Origin of the sequence: Bradyrhizobium rifense, assembly GCF_008123425.1 — a bacterium.
GTDB lineage: Bacteria > Pseudomonadota > Alphaproteobacteria > Rhizobiales > Xanthobacteraceae > Bradyrhizobium > Bradyrhizobium rifense.
This window is the reverse complement of sequence record NZ_VSSS01000006.1, coordinates 34382-49199: the sequence shown is the minus strand read 5'-3', so window position 1 is coordinate 49199 and position 14818 is coordinate 34382. Positions and strand designations below refer to the sequence as shown.

Genomic DNA, 14818 nt, shown 5'->3' with positions numbered 1-14818 from the left:
TTCGGCAGGCTCTGCCGATGAAGGCCGCCGAAGGCGCAAAAATTGCCGTCCCGCCCGTTCTTACGGAATGTCCTGCTGCTGCCAGATGTTCTAATTGCACGCCCATCCCGACCGAGGTCCGCGACATGACGCAACTGAAGGCCCAAGCTACCTACGACGACTTCGCTCGTCTCGATATCCGGATCGGCAAGGTCGTCGAGGTTCAACCCTTTCCCCGGACGCGCAACCCTTCCTACAAGGTAGGCGTCGACGTCGGAGCCGATCGAACCATGTGGTCGAGCGCTCAGATCACCAACTACGAACCGGAGGCGCTGGTTGGCTCGCTCGTCGTCTGCGTCTGCAATCTCGGCCCGAAGAACATCGCGGGCTTCACTTCCGAATTGCTCATTCTGGGCGCCAAGAATGCCGACGGGAAGGTGATCGTGCTTGGTCCCCGCAGCGAGGTCGCGGTCGGAGAGCCGATCTTCTAGCTGACGGCACTGCCCTTCACTCTTGGCGCAGCACGGCAGCAAGCCCTGCGGTTTGGAGCTTCGACGACGATAGAGCTTGCGGTCTGCTGCTCGTCTTCGGCAGTTTGATCCGGGCGGCGCTAGTAGGATTTCCGCAAGGCCAGCGCCCGTGGCGAGGCCAATACACCAGCAAGGGATCCAGCCATGTCAGCCGCTGAAACCGCCGCGGAGCTTGCCGCACAGCGCAACGCCAATGTCGCGCGCGGCGTCCTCACCGCCCATCCGATTACCATCGCCCGCGCGGAAGGCGCGCTGGTTTGGGACGTGGAAGGCAAGGAGTATCTCGACTTCGTCGCAGGCATCGGCGTGCTCAACGTCGGACACAACCATCCGCGAGTCGTGGCGGCGGTTGAGAAGCAGCTCAAGAACGTTACCCATATGGCCTTCCAGGTCGCTGCCTACCGGCCGTATCTGGAACTCGCCGAGAAGCTGAACCGCCTGGTCGGTAAGGCTGAGGCCTATAAGAGCATCTTCCTGACTTCGGGCGCCGAAGCGGTCGAGAACGCCGTCAAGATCGCCCGCGCCTACACCAACCGCTCCGCCGTGATCGCGTTCAGGGGCGGCTTTCATGGCCGGACGATGCTCGGCGTGAGCCTCACCGGCATGAGCCAGCCCTATAAGCAGAACTTCGGACCGTTCGCTTCCGAGATCTTCCACACAGCCTTCCCGGACTCCTATCGCGACATGACGACCGAGCGCGCGCTCGAAGCGCTCGACGAGGTGTTCGCAACCGAGATCGCTCCGGATCGTGTCGCCGCGATCATTATTGAGCCCGTGCAGGGAGATGGAGGCTTCCTGCCCGCCCCGGCTCCATTCCTCAATGCGCTGCGCGAGATCACCAAGCGCCACGGCATCGTGCTCATCGCTGACGAGATCCAGACCGGCTTCGGACGGACCGGAAAACTTTTCGGCTTCGAGCACTCCGGGATCCAACCCGATCTGGTGACCGTCGCCAAAAGCCTCGCCGGTGGATTTCCCTTGTCGGGCGTAGTCGGGCGGGCCGAGATCATGGACGCTCCCCTCCCCGGCGGCCTCGGCGGCACCTACGGCGGCAACGCCATCGGATGCGCGGCGGCGTTGGCGGTCTTGGAGGCCTTCGAACATGAAAAGCTGCTCGATCGTGCGGAACGTCTCGGCCAGAGACTGGAAGCAGGCCTTCGAGAGCTCGCTCGGAAGCACTCAATCATCGGCGACGTGCGAGGGCTGGGCTTCATGCAGGCCATCGAACTGGTCACGGACCGCAAGACCAAGAGGCCGGATCCGGATCGCGCGCAGCGCATCATTGACCAGGCCCGTCAGCGCGGACTTCTTCTGATCAAGTGTGGTGTCCACCGCAACGTCATCCGCTTTCTGGCGCCCCTGGTTGTCTCGGACGAGAACCTGGACAAGGCTCTTGTTATCATCGACGCGGCGCTGTCGGCCGAGAGCGTGAACGCGGTCGCCTAGGCCGTGCCCATAGGGGCGCTAGGCCGGACACTTAAGTGTCCGGCCATCTCGCAACGGACGCTGTAGCGCTTATAATGTCGCCGTTCGAGCGCCGCCATCCGGTGCGGCCCGGACCGCCAGCCAGTCGAGCAAAACGTCGCGGCGCGACACGGACCTGCCCGCCTGCTCTACGGGCTTGTCACGCCACCTGTCTAATGCTGGCGAACCGTAGCAGCGGAGAAAATCCCACCGGCAGCATGGAGACGATGCTTTGAACGGCGTCCCGAAGCTCGATCGGATTGACTTGAACATCCTCGTCCAGTTGCAGAAGGACGGGAGGATGACCAACGCCAATCTGGCTGAGGCAGTTGGCCTTTCGGCGAGCCCATGTCTGCAGCGCGTCAAGCGGCTCGAATCGGCCGGGTACATCACTGGCTACGGCTCGCAAATTAACCTTGCGAAGCTAACCGAGAGCATAAGCGTCTTCACCGAAATCACGTTGGTCGACCACCGCAAGGAGGACTTCGTGAAGTTCGAGGCCAGCATGCGCAAGGTAGATGAGCTGATGGAATGTCACCTTGTCAGCGGCGGCTATGACTATTTGCTGCGTTTCGTGTGCCGCAACATCAGCCACTACCAGGAGCGAATGGAAAACCTGCTCGAACGCAACATCGGGATCGAAAAGTATTTCAGTTATATCGTGCTGAAATCTCCGATCGTGAAGCACGCTCTGCCTTTGAAAGCTCTGCTGGATTTCCCGCAACATGCCAGAGCCAATTGTACCCATCCCGACGACCAGTGAGATTGCAACAAGCGCTTAGCCGCAAGAGCGGTCGTTCCATAACCGCTCATTCGGCGAATCTCTACAGAAGCGCCCAACACTCGATGCTGGCTATTATTGCCAGGGGTGTTGTTCGGCGTTGTCTTTGCCGGTTACCAGCTCTCGCCAAAAGGCCGCAGTTCGACATTGAACGACCACGCGTTGCGATGCTGGTGTGCGACATGCCAGATCTCGTCGGCGATCGCCGCGGGCTTGATGAAGAAGTCGTCCGGCCGGTCGGGCCAGCGCTTCCTCGTCCATTCCAGGTCGATCACGGCGTCGACGACGACGTAGGCGACGTGGACGCCTTTCGGGCCCAGATCGCGCGCGATCGCCTCGGCGAGAATCCGCTGTGCTGCCTTGGTCGGCGCGAAACCGGCGAAACCTGGCTTGCCCCGCAATGCCGAGGTATTGCCGGTGGCAACGATCGCGCCCTTGCCGGAGTCGACCATCGCCGGAGCAAACCGCCTCGCGAGATACAACAACCCCATCGTGTTGACCTGAAAATTGCGACTGAGAATTTGCGGATCAATCTCGAGGAACGTGCCGAACGCTCCGCCGACCGCGTTATGGATGATGACGTCGGGATTGCCGAGGTTACTCTCTACGGCAGACGCCACAGTTTCAACTTGCGTAGGGTCTGACACGTCACATCGATATCCCTTGGCGTTTGGCAGTTCCTTCTCAAGCGCAGCAAGACGCGCCTCGCTCCTGGCGAGCAGGGCGACGCGATAGCCGCCCTCGGTAAATCTCCTGGCGAGAGCCGAACCCGTGCCGGGTCCGACGCCGGAAATAAGGCAGACAGGCGCGGTCATGCGATCAATCCTCCCCGCTCGAGCTGGCGGCCTCAGTCGGCCGCTTTTGACAACAGCTTTTCAACATACGGCTTGAGGTCCGACCTGAAATTCGTGTGGTCGACCAGCCGATCAAAGTGGGCGAACACGCGCGAGTACTCGCCCCGGATTCCGGCGTGCAGAATCCTGTCCAGCCCGCGCGCGCTCAACTGCTCGGCCCGTGCGTGCTCGTTCATGAACAGCGCAAGCTCGGCTGCAAAGCAGATGTCGGCCAGCGTGATGCAGTCTCCCACCAGCGTATCGCGCCGTGGCGACAGCGCCTGCTCGAGCCCCGAAGCATAGATCGCGAATGCCTCCTTCGCGCGCGCGTGAATGGTCGCATCGATGGTGCCAGCCGACAGCGCAAGGAGATAGATCTGCGAATCCCGCGCGAAGACCAGGCTGACATCCAGAAAGCTGTCGATCCTGGATGCTTCATAGGCATCACGCCCGTAAAGCGGAAACCTCGTCTCGCCCAGCCGCGCTACCGCGCGCATGATGCTGTTCGACTCGAATATTCCGGTCCTCCCGTCAGGCCCGAACGCGGCGGGCACGTTGCCGAACGGCTGTGCTTCCAGGAAAGCGTCAGTCTTGAAGAGTTGCGCGCCGATCAACCCGACCCGCCCAGTTCGTGCAAAGGACGAAAGGGATACCCGTTCGCCCTGCTCGAGGGGACGCGCGTCATAGTCCCACAGCCACTCCCGCAACTCCTTGCCGGACGCGCCCCTGACCTCGACGTCCACGCCGCAGAACCGGGCGGCGATGGTCGCCTTCCAGACGCGCGGGTTGGGCAGGTACGAGAATATGCGCAAGTCAGCCATCATGGTTTGCTCCCGGTGAATCTTTGTACCCACAGGACAACGCTGAGACTGCGAGCATCAGAGCCGGATGCCCTACTCCGAGCTTGCGTCGAGAATTTCACCGAACTGTTCCCAGCGTGTGCCGGTCCATCGTTGGAGCTGCAACTGCGTCCATATCATGTTATTGCTTTCGCTGGTGTTGATCCGGATGCCGGGCAGCGCGGTCGGCAGCGCAATGTCCTTCAGCGATTTCGCCTGCTTGATGACGTTGTCGCGCGAAAGATCGTCGCCGCATTGCTTGAGAATCTGCTCCAGTACCAAGCCCTGCTGGTACCCCGTCAGATAGCTGGTGTTGGTGATATCGGAGCCGGCCAGGTATCGATCGAAGAAGGCGCGATAACCTTTGATCGCCTCGTCGTCGGTCCATTTCTGGTCATTCGGATCCTTGTTTGGGGTTCCGACGATGACACCGATGGAGTTTTCCAGACCCGCCGGTCTCAACGTGCCAGCCACCGAGGACGAAGGGAAGTTGATCAGGATCGTCGCCTTCCATCCAGTCTCGGCTGCGCGACGGATCGCCTGAGCTGCAAACTTCGGCGTGCCCGCAACAAACAGCGCTTGCGCGCCCGAGCTCTTCAGCGAGACCACTTGCGAGTCTACGGTCGGTTCCGTCACCTCGTAACTGGCGGTGACCACGCGCTTGTCGAAATCGGCGCCCAGGACCGCCTTGAAAGCGTTGACGTAGTCGCGGCCGAGATCATCATTTTGGTAGAGGATTGCGTATTTCGCCGCGGGCAGCGCACGCATCAGATATTTTGCGTAGATCTTGCCTTCGGTGTCATAGCTGACGAGGCCGGTGGTCGTCAGCGGATAGTCCTTGACGCTGGTGAACTTGCTCGCTCCCGTGACGATCGCGATCGTCGGCACACGTTTTGCGGCAAGATATTTTGCCACGGCGGAATTACCCGCCGTGCCGAGCTGGCTGAACATGAAGGCGACCTCGTCGCTCTCCACCAGCTTTCGCACATGCTCGAACGCCTTGGGCGGGCTGTACACATCGTCCATCATGACATAATCGATCTTGCGCCCGTGGATACCGCCGCGGTCGTTGATCGATTGCACATAGGCCTGCACGCCCTGCCCGACCTGGCCGATCGAAGAAGCTGGTCCGCTCAGCGGGAAAATGCCACCGATCTTGATCTTTGTCGCTGTGACACCCGGCGCGTCAGCCGCCCAGCAGGGCGTGGACATCGCAATCACGAGTGCGCAGGCCAATCGTCTGCTCCAGGACATCGCGTGTTCCTCCATTGTTGTTTCGCGCGCGCCCTGCATGCAGCAGGCGCGACGGAGATTGAGTGGCCGCTTCAGGCGGCCAGCTTGAGTATCTTGACGATGTCGCCGGGTTCCCGGATCGGCTGGGGATTCGCCCGCGTGAAGATCGACAGCATGGCGTTCTTGCCGATCAGCTCAAAACGGTCCTCGGCCACACCGACGTCGGCAAGCCGTCGCGGCAGGCCGAGCTCCGCGATGAAAGCTGCAAAAGCCTCGCCGGCATCGCGCCCCGGAGCACCGAGTGCGGTCGCGACCGATCCTTGAGCGATCTGCGTGGCCGGTAGATTAAATCGCAGCACGCTCGGCATCATCACCGCCGTGCAGAAATAATGCGGTACGTCACAGGTCCCGCCGAGGACATGGCCGATGGCATGGCTCGCGCCCATCGGCACGCGCGCCTGCAACCCGAAGGCCGACATCCAGGAGCCCAATTGGCAGCTCAGCCGTGCTGCTTCGTCGTTCGGGTTGTCCTTGGTGCGCAGGAGCCCATCGTGCAGATAACGCAGCCCCTGCTGGCACACGGCATCGACGAGCACATTAGGACGGCTCGAGCAGATCGCCTCGATGCCGTGATCCATCGCCCGCGTGCCTGACCCCAGCCAGAGCTTCTCGGGCGTGTATTTCGTGATCGCAGGGTCGAGAATGATGCTGCGCGGCATCATCATCGGATGGTTGAAGATCTGCTTCAGCTTGCGGCTGGTATCGGTGACCAGCGCGCCGGAATTGTATTCGCCGCCCGAGAGCGTGCTGGGGATCGCGATCATCCGCACCTTCGGCGCGCGAAATGCCCCGAAGCGGCGGTCCGGTGTGGTCTCGAATCCGTCGAGCCCCATCGGTTCGAAGATCTCGTGCTCCATGCACATCAGCACGATCTTGGCCGCATCGACCACCGAACCGCCGCCGATCGCGACGACCAGATCGGCTTGAGCATCCTTGGCCTGCCGCGCAATCTGCGTCACCACGTCCCGGGTGGTGTGCTGCGGCACGCCATCGAAGGTCGCGGCATGGCGCGCACCGAGCGCCGCCCGGATCTTCTCGATCTCGTCGGTGGTGGTGTTGAGCGTGCGGCTTGCGATCAAATAGACGCGCTTGACGCCCAGCCGTTCGGCCTCCTCCCGCAGCGCCTCCGCCGCCGGCTTGCCGTAAATCACGGATTCCATGGTGGGGTATTGATGGCTACCGGCGACTGGCATGCTCTTCCTCCCTGGCGTTGTTTTTTCTCCGGGTGCTGCGGCGTCAGCCTCGTGGCGCCGTCAGCTATCCCGGTCTTGACGTGCTCGCATGTCGCGCCGCGTCAGGCGACCGCGCGGGTCCGTGCAGGCTCGATCGTCCCGTCAAGGAATCCAGTCAGCCGCTGGCGGATGATCGCCTCGGCCTCGGCCATGATGCGGTCGATTAGCTCCTTCACCGTCGGGATATCGTGGATCAGCCCGACCACCATGCCGCAGCTCCAGGCTCCGGCATCCATCTCGCCGTCGATCATCACCTTCGGATAGACGCCCGCGACCTGCTCGTGGATGTCGTCGATCTTCAACGTGGCGCCCTTCTCGCGCTCGATCTCGAGCAGTTCGTCGACGCCCTTGTTCTTCAGCACCCGCTCGGTGTTGCGCAACCCGCGCATCACGAGGCGCGTATCGAGCTCGGTGGCGTCAAGCAGCGCCTGCTTCACATTGGGATGGACCGGCGCCTCTTTGGTGGCGATGAAGCGCGTACCCATGTTCATGCCGGCGGCGCCCATCGACAGCGCCGCGACCAGGCTGCGCGCATCGGCCATGCCGCCGGAGGCCACGAACGGAATCTTGAGCTCGTCGGCCGCGCGCGGCAGCAGGATCATGTTAGGGATGTCGTCCTCGCCGGGATGGCCGCCGCACTCAAAACCGTCGACGCTGACCGCGTCGCAGCCGATCTTCTCGGCCTTTAGCGAATGCCGCACCGAGGTGCATTTGTGGATCACCTTGATGCCGGCGGCCTTCAGCGCCGGCATGTACTGCTCCGGGCTGCGGCCGGCGGTCTCCACCGCCTTGACGCCACCTTCCCGGATCGCCGCGATATATTCCGGATAAGGCGGCGCGGTGAAGCTCGGCAGGAAGGTGAGATTGACGCCGATCGGCTTGTCGGTCATGTCGCGGCAGCGCGCGATTTCCTTTGCCAATAGCTCAGGCGTCCGCTGCGTCAGGCCGGTGATGATGCCGAGGCCTCCGGCGTTGGACACCGCGGCTGCCATCTCGGCAAAGCCGACATAGTGCATGCCGCCCTGGATGATCGGATGCCGGATGCCGAACAGTTCAGTGATCGCTGTCTTCACGATGATCTCCCGCTTTCCCGATCAATGGATGATTTCAAACAGGCCGGCTGCGCCCATGCCGCCGCCGATACACATGGTCACGACGCCGTACTTCGCCTTGCGCCGCCGACCCTCGATCAGGAGGTGGCCCGTCAGCCGCGACCCGGTCATGCCGTAGGGATGGCCGATCGCGATCGAGCCGCCGTTGACGTTCAGCTTGTCGGGATCGATGCCGAGCTTGTCGCGGCAATAGATCACCTGCACCGCATAGGCTTCGTTGAGCTCCCAGAGATCGATGTCGTCGACCTTCAGATTGTGACGCTTGAGCAGCCGCGGAATCGCGGCGACCGGGCCGACGCCCATCTCGTCGGGCTCGACGCCGGCGGCGACGAAGCCGCGGAAGATGCCGAGCGGCTTCAGTCCCTTTTGCGCGGCGATCCTGTCGCTCATGACCACGCAGGCCGAGGCGCCATCCGAGAGCTGGCTGGCATTGCCGGCGCTGATGGTCTTGCCCTCGAACACCGGCTTGATCTTGGCGAGGCCTTCCGCCGTGGTATCCGGCCGCGGACCCTCGTCCCTGGCCAGCGTCACCTGCTGATAGCTGACCTCCTTGGTGTCCTTGTCGACCACCGCCATCTTCGTCGTGATCGGCACGATCTCGTCGCTGAAGCGGCCGCCCTGCAACGCGGCGCCGACCCGGCGCTGGCATTCGAGGCTGTATTCGTCCTGCCTGTCGCGGCCGATCTTGTAGCGCTCGGCAACGACCTCGGCCGTCTCGAGCATCGACATGTACATCTCAGGCTTCATCGCAATGAGATCCTGGTCGACCGCGTGGAACTTGTTCATGTGATCGTTCTGCACCAGGCTGATCGACTCGATGCCGCCACCGATCGCGATCTCGACGCCGTCCAGCATCACCGAGCGCGCGGCCACCGCGATCGCCTGCAGGCCGGAGGCACATTGGCGGTCGATCGTCGTGCCGGCAACGGTCACCGGAAGCCAGGCGCGGATCGCGCCTTTGCGCGCAACGTTCATCACCATGGTGCCCTGCTGCATCGCGCAGCCCATGACCACATCTTCGACCTCGCCGGGCGCGATGCCGGCGCGCTTTACCGCCTCGGCCATGACATGGCCGGCGAGCGTCGGTCCGTCGGTGTTGTTGAGCGCGCCGCGATAGGCCTTGCCGACGCCGGTGCGCGCGGTGGAGACGATGACTGCTTCGGGTGACGACATGCTTGCCTCTCTGTCTCAGGCGGCCGCGTCGAGCTGCGCGTAACGCAACACGTGGTAGGCGGGATCGCCGAACTGGATGTTGATGGAAGAGATCCGCTTGAAGTAATGACCGACATTGAGCTCGTCGGTCATGCCCATGCCGCCGTGCAACTGCACGGCCTGATCGGCCACGAATTTTGCGGCATAGCCGATCTTGGACTTGGCGCCCGAGGCGAGCCGCGAGACGCCGGCCTCATCCCTGCCAAGGCTGAGGCTGAAATGCTGCATCAGGGACAGCGCCTCCTGATGCGCGATGAACATGTCGACCATCCGGTGTTGCAGGACCTGGAAGCTGCCGATCGTGACACCGAACTGCTTTCGCGTCTTGGAATACTCCAGCGTCGCCGCGTTCAGCTCACCGATCGCACCGACCGCCTCGGCACAGAGCGCGCCGATCGCGCGGTCGCGGCAGGCCTCCAGCGCGGCGACACCCTCGCCCTCCTTGCCCAGCAACTCCCCACGCACGCCCCGAAGGCTAACCTCGGCTGCCTTGCGGCCATCGATGGTCCTGAAACTCTGCAGATCGAGGTTGGCGGCGCGGCGATCGACCACGAACAGGCTGACGCCCACGCGATCATGACGATGGCCCGAGGTGCGGGCGGAGACGATGAGATAATCCGCCCAGGGTGCGGCCAGCACCGCGGTCTTCTCGCCGGTGAGAACATAGTCGTTGCCGTCCCGGCGCGCCGTCGTGGTCACGGTGGCGAGATCGAAGCGCGAGCCCTTCTCGGTCCAGGCCAGTGCCCAGAGCTTCGCTCCCGCAATAATGTCGGCGATGTAGGCCTGCTTCTGCGTGTCGGAACCCGCCTGCTCGATCAAGCCGCCGGCCACCACGACCGTCTCGACAAAGGGCTCGACGACGAGATGGCGGCCGAACTCCTGCATGATGATCATGGTCGACAACCGCCCGCCCCCGAGCCCGCCGACATCTTCCGAGAACGGCGCAGCGAGCAGGCCGAGTTCGGCGAATTCGGCCCATTGCTTTCGGCTGAACCCTTCCTCGCTCGCGACGATCTTGCGGCGCGCATCGAAATCATACTTGTCGCGCAACAGGCGCTGGACGCTGGACCGCAACAATTCCTGCTCTTCCGTGAACTGGATATCCATCCGATCCTCTTGTGGCGCTATTGCTAGAGACCGAGCACTGCTTTGGCGATGATGTTGCGCTGGATCTCGTTCGATCCGCCGTAGATGGAGAGCTTGCGCGCGTTGAGATATTTCTCCGCCGCGGTGTGGCCGTAGTCCGGACCCGGCATGAAATGGTTGGCGCTGACCGGATGCTCGCGGATCGCCAGGCCGTAATTGCCGATCGCGCGATGCGTCAATTCGGTGATGTTCTGGAATATCTCGGTGCCGCGGATCTTGAACAGCGAAGCCGCCGGCCCCGGATCGATGCCGCGCGCCATCTGCGCCACGACGCGAAGCTCGGTCGCTTCCAGCGCCAACACGTCGAGCTCGACGCGGGCGATGTCCCTGATGAATTCCAGATGTGCCGGATCGTCCTCCGGAATCTCGGCCTTCACGATTGTCTTCAACCGCTCGATGTAGCGCGTCGAGCGGCCGATCCCGGCCATGCTGGTGCGCTCATTGCCGAGCAGGAATTTTGCGTAGGTCCAGCCCTTGTTCTCCTCGCCGATCAGGTTCTCGACGGGGACGCGGACGTTCTCCAGGAAGACGTCGTTGACCTCGTGCGAGCCGTCGATGGTGATGATCGGACGCACGGTGACGCCCGGCGACTTCATGTCGATCAGCAGGAACGAGATGCCGGATTGCGGCTTGGCCGTCGGATCGGTCCGCACCAGGCAGAAGATCCAGTCGGCGTGCTGGGCCAGCGTGGTCCAGGTCTTGTGGCCGTTCACGATGTAGTGGTCGCCGTCGCGCACCGCCTTGGTGCGAACGGTGGCGAGATCCGAGCCCGAGCCCGGCTCGGAATAGCCCTGGCACCACCAGTCCTCGCCCGACAAGATGCGCGGCAGGAACTTCTTTTTCTGCCCCTCATTGCCGAATGTGTAGATCACCGGGCCGACCATGGTGACGCTGAACGCCAGAGGCGGCAGCGTGCCGGCACGGCTGGTCTCCTGCTCGAACAGGAAACGGCGGGTGATCGACCAGCCGGGCCCGCCATGTTCCTTGGGCCAGAGCGGCGCGATCCAGCCCTTCTTGTGCAGGATGCGATGCCACAGCAGCATCTGCTCCTTGGAGAGGTCGGTCTCCGGATTGGGAACGCGCATCTCGGCCGGATAGTTGTCGGCGATGAAGGCCCGGACTTCGTCGCGAAACGCCGCGTCTTCAGGGGATAGCGCGAGCTCCATGGGATGCGCTCCCTACCACTTCTCGCCGAAGGGACGGATCTCGAGCTCGAACGTCCAGGCGCTCTTGGGCTGCTGGTAGAGCTGCCAATAGGACGCGGCCACCGACGCGGGCGGCATCAACAGGTCCGGATTGTCGAGCGCATCGGGGCCGAGCGCTTCGAGCCGGCGCTGCCGCACCCATTCGGTATCGACGCCGGAGTCGATGATGAGGTGCGCGACATGGATGTTCTTCGGTCCGAGTTCGCGCGCCATCGCCTGCGCGACGGCCCGCAGGCCGAACTTGGCGCTGGCGAAGGCGGCATAGCCGGAACCGCCGCGCAAGGACGCGGTCGCGCCGGTGAAAAAGATGTTGCCGCCTCCGCGCGGCAGCATCAGCCGCGCCGCCTCGCGCCCGGCGAGGAATCCGGAGTAGCAGGCCATCTCCCAGACCTTGCGGAACACGCGCTCGGTGGTTTCCAGGATCGGGAAGTTGACGTTGGCTCCGATGTTGAAGATGCAGACCTCGAGCGGCGCGTGCTTGTCGGCGTCATTGAGGAAGGAGATGATCTCCTCCTCCTTGCGCGCATCGAGCGAGCGCGCGTGGATCTCGCCGCCGGCGGCCTCGATGTCCGCAACCAGGGGCGCCAGCTTGTCGCCGTTGCGCCGACCAGCGAAGACCGTGAAGCCTTCCGAGGCGAACTTCTTGGCAATCTCGCCGCCGATGAAGTCGCCGGCGCCGATCACCGCAACCGTCCTGTTTCTCTTCTGCAAGGGACTTCTCCAGCCTTGTGAGTTATTGAGGCGATCTCGCCTGCTTCAGTTGCGCAGCGATTCCACCAGCTTGTGCTTCAGGAGCTTGCCAGTCGAAGTGGCCGGCAGCGCTTCCATGAGGATGATCTCTGACGGCCGCTTGTAGGAGGTGAGCTCCGGCGCGACATGCGCCATCACGTCCTGCGCGGTGGCCGAGGAGCCTTTGAGAAGCTGGACGAAGGCCACGATCTCTTCGTTGCCCACGACCGGCCGCCCGACCACGGCGCATTGCACCACGTCGGGATGGGTGCTGAGCACCGCCTCGATCTCGGCCGGATAGACGTTGAAGCCAGAACGGATGATCATCTCCTTGGTGCGGCCGACGATGAACATCGCATCGCCCTCGAAGCGCGCGAGGTCGCCCGTGTTGAACCACCCGTCCGGGTCGATCGCTTTCGCCGTGAGGTCGGGCGCGCGGTAATAGCCGCGCATCACGTTCGGTCCGCGGACATGCAGCTCGCCGATCTCGCCGTTCGTCACGATAGCGCCGTCCCGCGCCACGATCCTGGCTTCGATACCCGGCACGAGGACGCCAACCGAATTGTCGCTACGCGGCGCCTCGGGCCGCACACCGGAAATGCCGGGCGAGCATTCGGTGATGCCAAAGGCGTTGCCGAGCGGAAGACCGAGCTCCTTCTCGACCCTCGCCTTGAGTTCGAGGTCCAGCGGTGCACCAGCGACGCTCATCAGACGCAGCGCCCCGCGCTCCAGCCTCTGTAAGCCCGCCATCTGCTTGTATTCCAGCAGCCGCTGGTAGGTGGCGGGCACGCCGTTCAGAAGCGTGATGCCTTCCTCGGCCAGCGCCTTGGCCAGTGTAGCGGGATTGTATTTCGTGACCAGCCGGGTCACGCCTCCAACCATCAGCGTCATCGTCAACAGCGATATGCCAACAATGTGCGAGATCGGGAGCACGCAATACTGCACGTCGTCGGCCGTCATGCTGCGCAAGTTCGCTGTGGTCCTTGCCGAGAACAGCAGGTTCCGATGCGTGAGCATGACACCCTTCGGCGTTCCGGTCGTACCGGACGTGTAGATGAGGACCGCCACTTGCCGCGCGCCGTCGGCCTCGACCGGCTCGGCCTGCGTCTCCCGGTTCAGGGCAGACACGCCGATGCCGCGTAGCGGTCCGACATCCTGCACCGCAGCGTCGTAACGCGTCGCGTGCGCGGCCGCCTCTTCGGAGACCTCTGCCGTGAAGAACATGCGCCGGGCGCCACTATGATCCCTGATCTGATCGAGCTCACGCGGCGACAGCCGCGGGTTGGCGACAATCGCCCAGGCATCGAGGCGGCTTGCAGCGAACAGGAGGCAGGCGAGCGCGATCGAGTTCTCGCTGACGATCATCATGCGATCGCCAGCGCGGATACCGAGCGCGCGGAGCGCGTCCGCCGTGGCACCAACCGCCCGGTCGAGTTCGCGATAGGTCAGGCTGGCATTGTCTTCGATCAGAGCCGTTCGGTCAGGTGTGGCGTCAACATAGTGGTCGACCACCTCATGGAGGCGATGCGGCAATGCGTTCGTGATTTCGGCCGCAGCCTGCTGCCAGTTCGACAATGACACCTCCCGTTGAAAGGCCCCTTTGCGGGCTCGGTTCGTTCTGGATGCCTCCCGCGCGGTCAGGCGCTCTTACGCTGCTGCGCGGTCGATTGCGCGAGGATTTCGTCCTCGACATCGCGCAGACTGTCCTTGCCGAAGTAGATCTCGCTGCCGACGAAGAACGTCGGAGAGCCGAACGTACCGCGCGCCACGGCAGTGCTTGTATTCTCGATCAGCTTCTTCTTGACGTCGTCCTGCTGGGCGCGGGCGGTGATGCGGTCGATGTCCAACCCGGATGACAGGAACGCTTCGCGGTAGACCCGCGGATCGTCCATCTTCTTTGGCTCGACCCACATGTGGTGATACGCAGCGCGGAAGTAAGGCTCGAACACTCCCTCGAACTCCGCCGCAACAACACCGCGCATCAGCGCAAGCGTGTTGACCGGGAAGAACTGGTTCATCCTGAACTTCGTGATGCTGTGACGGCGCAGGAAACGCTCGGTCTCGAGCGCATTGTATTCCGGCTTGTTCTTGATGCCGCGCAGCGACTCCGCGGGCGACATGTTGCCGGTCGCCTTGTAGACGCCGCCGAGCAGCACCGGCACGTAGTCGAACTTGACCCCCATTCGCTGCTCGATGGCGGGCAGCGCAAGCTCGGCGAGGTAGGCGTTGGGACTGCCGAAATCGAAGTGAAATTCGACCTTGAGCGGAGCTGCCATGGAACGCCCTTCCCTTCGATGGCGGCAATCGTTCGCCACCTGATTGATCGTGGCGCGAGTCCTAAAGTTCTATTTTAGAACTGTCAATATGATCATCGTCATTCAATGCTGCTGTTTTTGCGCAAAATGAGGCATCCTATTGAAATGTAGTGAGTTCTGATTTAGAATTTATTTTCTTAGATGCCGC

General features: G+C 62.9%; 14 protein-coding genes. 3 read left to right on the top strand and 11 right to left on the bottom strand.

Going from position 1 to position 14818, the window contains the following annotated elements; genetic code table 11:
- Positions 1–17: 17 nt before the first annotated feature.
- The 3 genes from FXB40_RS02195 to FXB40_RS02185 all read left to right on the top strand — a co-directional run bounded on the left by FXB40_RS02195 (position 18) and on the right by FXB40_RS02185 (position 2736).
- Positions 18–470 (top strand): tRNA-binding protein, encoded by a 453-nt coding sequence (locus FXB40_RS02195; protein ID WP_246207284.1) that lies wholly within the window; start codon positions 18–20, stop codon positions 468–470.
- A 183-nt stretch (positions 471–653) separates the two neighbouring features.
- Positions 654–1955 carry a 4-aminobutyrate--2-oxoglutarate transaminase gene (gene gabT, locus FXB40_RS02190; RefSeq protein WP_148770583.1) on the top strand — a complete coding sequence of 434 codons (1302 nt, stop codon included), beginning with the start codon at positions 654–656 and terminating at the stop codon, positions 1953–1955.
- Between the two features lie 250 nt (positions 1956–2205).
- Positions 2206–2736: an Lrp/AsnC family transcriptional regulator gene (locus tag FXB40_RS02185; protein ID WP_148770582.1), complete on the top strand. Its 531-nt coding sequence runs from the start codon at positions 2206–2208 to the stop codon at positions 2734–2736.
- Positions 2737–2867: 131 nt separating this feature from the next.
- On the opposite strand, the gene FXB40_RS02180 is transcribed toward FXB40_RS02185, so the two are convergent.
- The 11 genes from FXB40_RS02180 to FXB40_RS02130 all read right to left on the bottom strand — a co-directional run bounded on the left by FXB40_RS02180 (position 2868) and on the right by FXB40_RS02130 (position 14631).
- A complete protein-coding gene (locus FXB40_RS02180) occupies positions 2868–3569 on the bottom strand; it encodes an SDR family NAD(P)-dependent oxidoreductase (protein ID WP_148770581.1) in 702 nt (233 codons plus the stop codon).
- 32 nt (positions 3570–3601) lie between these two features.
- Positions 3602–4330 carry a glutathione S-transferase family protein gene (locus tag FXB40_RS02175; protein WP_246207281.1) on the bottom strand — a complete coding sequence of 243 codons (729 nt, stop codon included), beginning with the start codon at positions 4328–4330 and terminating at the stop codon, positions 3602–3604.
- Positions 4331–4480: 150 nt separating this feature from the next.
- Entirely contained in the window at positions 4481–5680 is a 1200-nt protein-coding gene (locus FXB40_RS02170) for an ABC transporter substrate-binding protein (protein ID WP_148770580.1), read from the bottom strand.
- A 71-nt stretch (positions 5681–5751) separates the two neighbouring features.
- Positions 5752–6912, bottom strand: a complete 1161-nt coding sequence (locus FXB40_RS02165) for an iron-containing alcohol dehydrogenase (protein WP_148770579.1) — start codon at positions 6910–6912, stop codon at positions 5752–5754.
- A 101-nt stretch (positions 6913–7013) separates the two neighbouring features.
- Complete coding sequence (locus FXB40_RS02160; RefSeq protein WP_148770578.1) at positions 7014–8024, bottom strand: NAD(P)H-dependent flavin oxidoreductase; 1011 nt, start codon at positions 8022–8024, stop codon at positions 7014–7016.
- Positions 8025–8045: 21 nt separating this feature from the next.
- The gene (locus FXB40_RS02155) at positions 8046–9236 is read right to left on the bottom strand and encodes an acetyl-CoA C-acyltransferase (protein WP_148770577.1); all 1191 of its coding nucleotides are present in this window, start codon (positions 9234–9236) and stop codon (positions 8046–8048) included.
- 15 nt (positions 9237–9251) lie between these two features.
- Positions 9252–10382, bottom strand: a complete 1131-nt coding sequence (locus FXB40_RS02150) for an acyl-CoA dehydrogenase family protein (protein ID WP_148770576.1) — start codon at positions 10380–10382, stop codon at positions 9252–9254.
- 23 nt (positions 10383–10405) lie between these two features.
- Positions 10406–11587: an acyl-CoA dehydrogenase family protein gene (locus FXB40_RS02145; RefSeq protein WP_148770575.1), complete on the bottom strand. Its 1182-nt coding sequence runs from the start codon at positions 11585–11587 to the stop codon at positions 10406–10408.
- Positions 11588–11599: 12 nt separating this feature from the next.
- Positions 11600–12337, bottom strand: a complete 738-nt coding sequence (locus FXB40_RS02140; RefSeq protein WP_148770574.1) for an SDR family oxidoreductase — start codon at positions 12335–12337, stop codon at positions 11600–11602.
- A gap of 45 nt (positions 12338–12382) precedes the next feature.
- Positions 12383–13930, bottom strand: coding sequence for a class I adenylate-forming enzyme family protein (locus FXB40_RS02135; RefSeq protein WP_246207280.1), 1548 nt, complete (start codon positions 13928–13930; stop codon positions 12383–12385).
- Between the two features lie 62 nt (positions 13931–13992).
- Complete coding sequence (locus FXB40_RS02130; RefSeq protein ID WP_148770572.1) at positions 13993–14631, bottom strand: 2-hydroxychromene-2-carboxylate isomerase; 639 nt, start codon at positions 14629–14631, stop codon at positions 13993–13995.
- Positions 14632–14818: the final 187 nt, after the last annotated feature.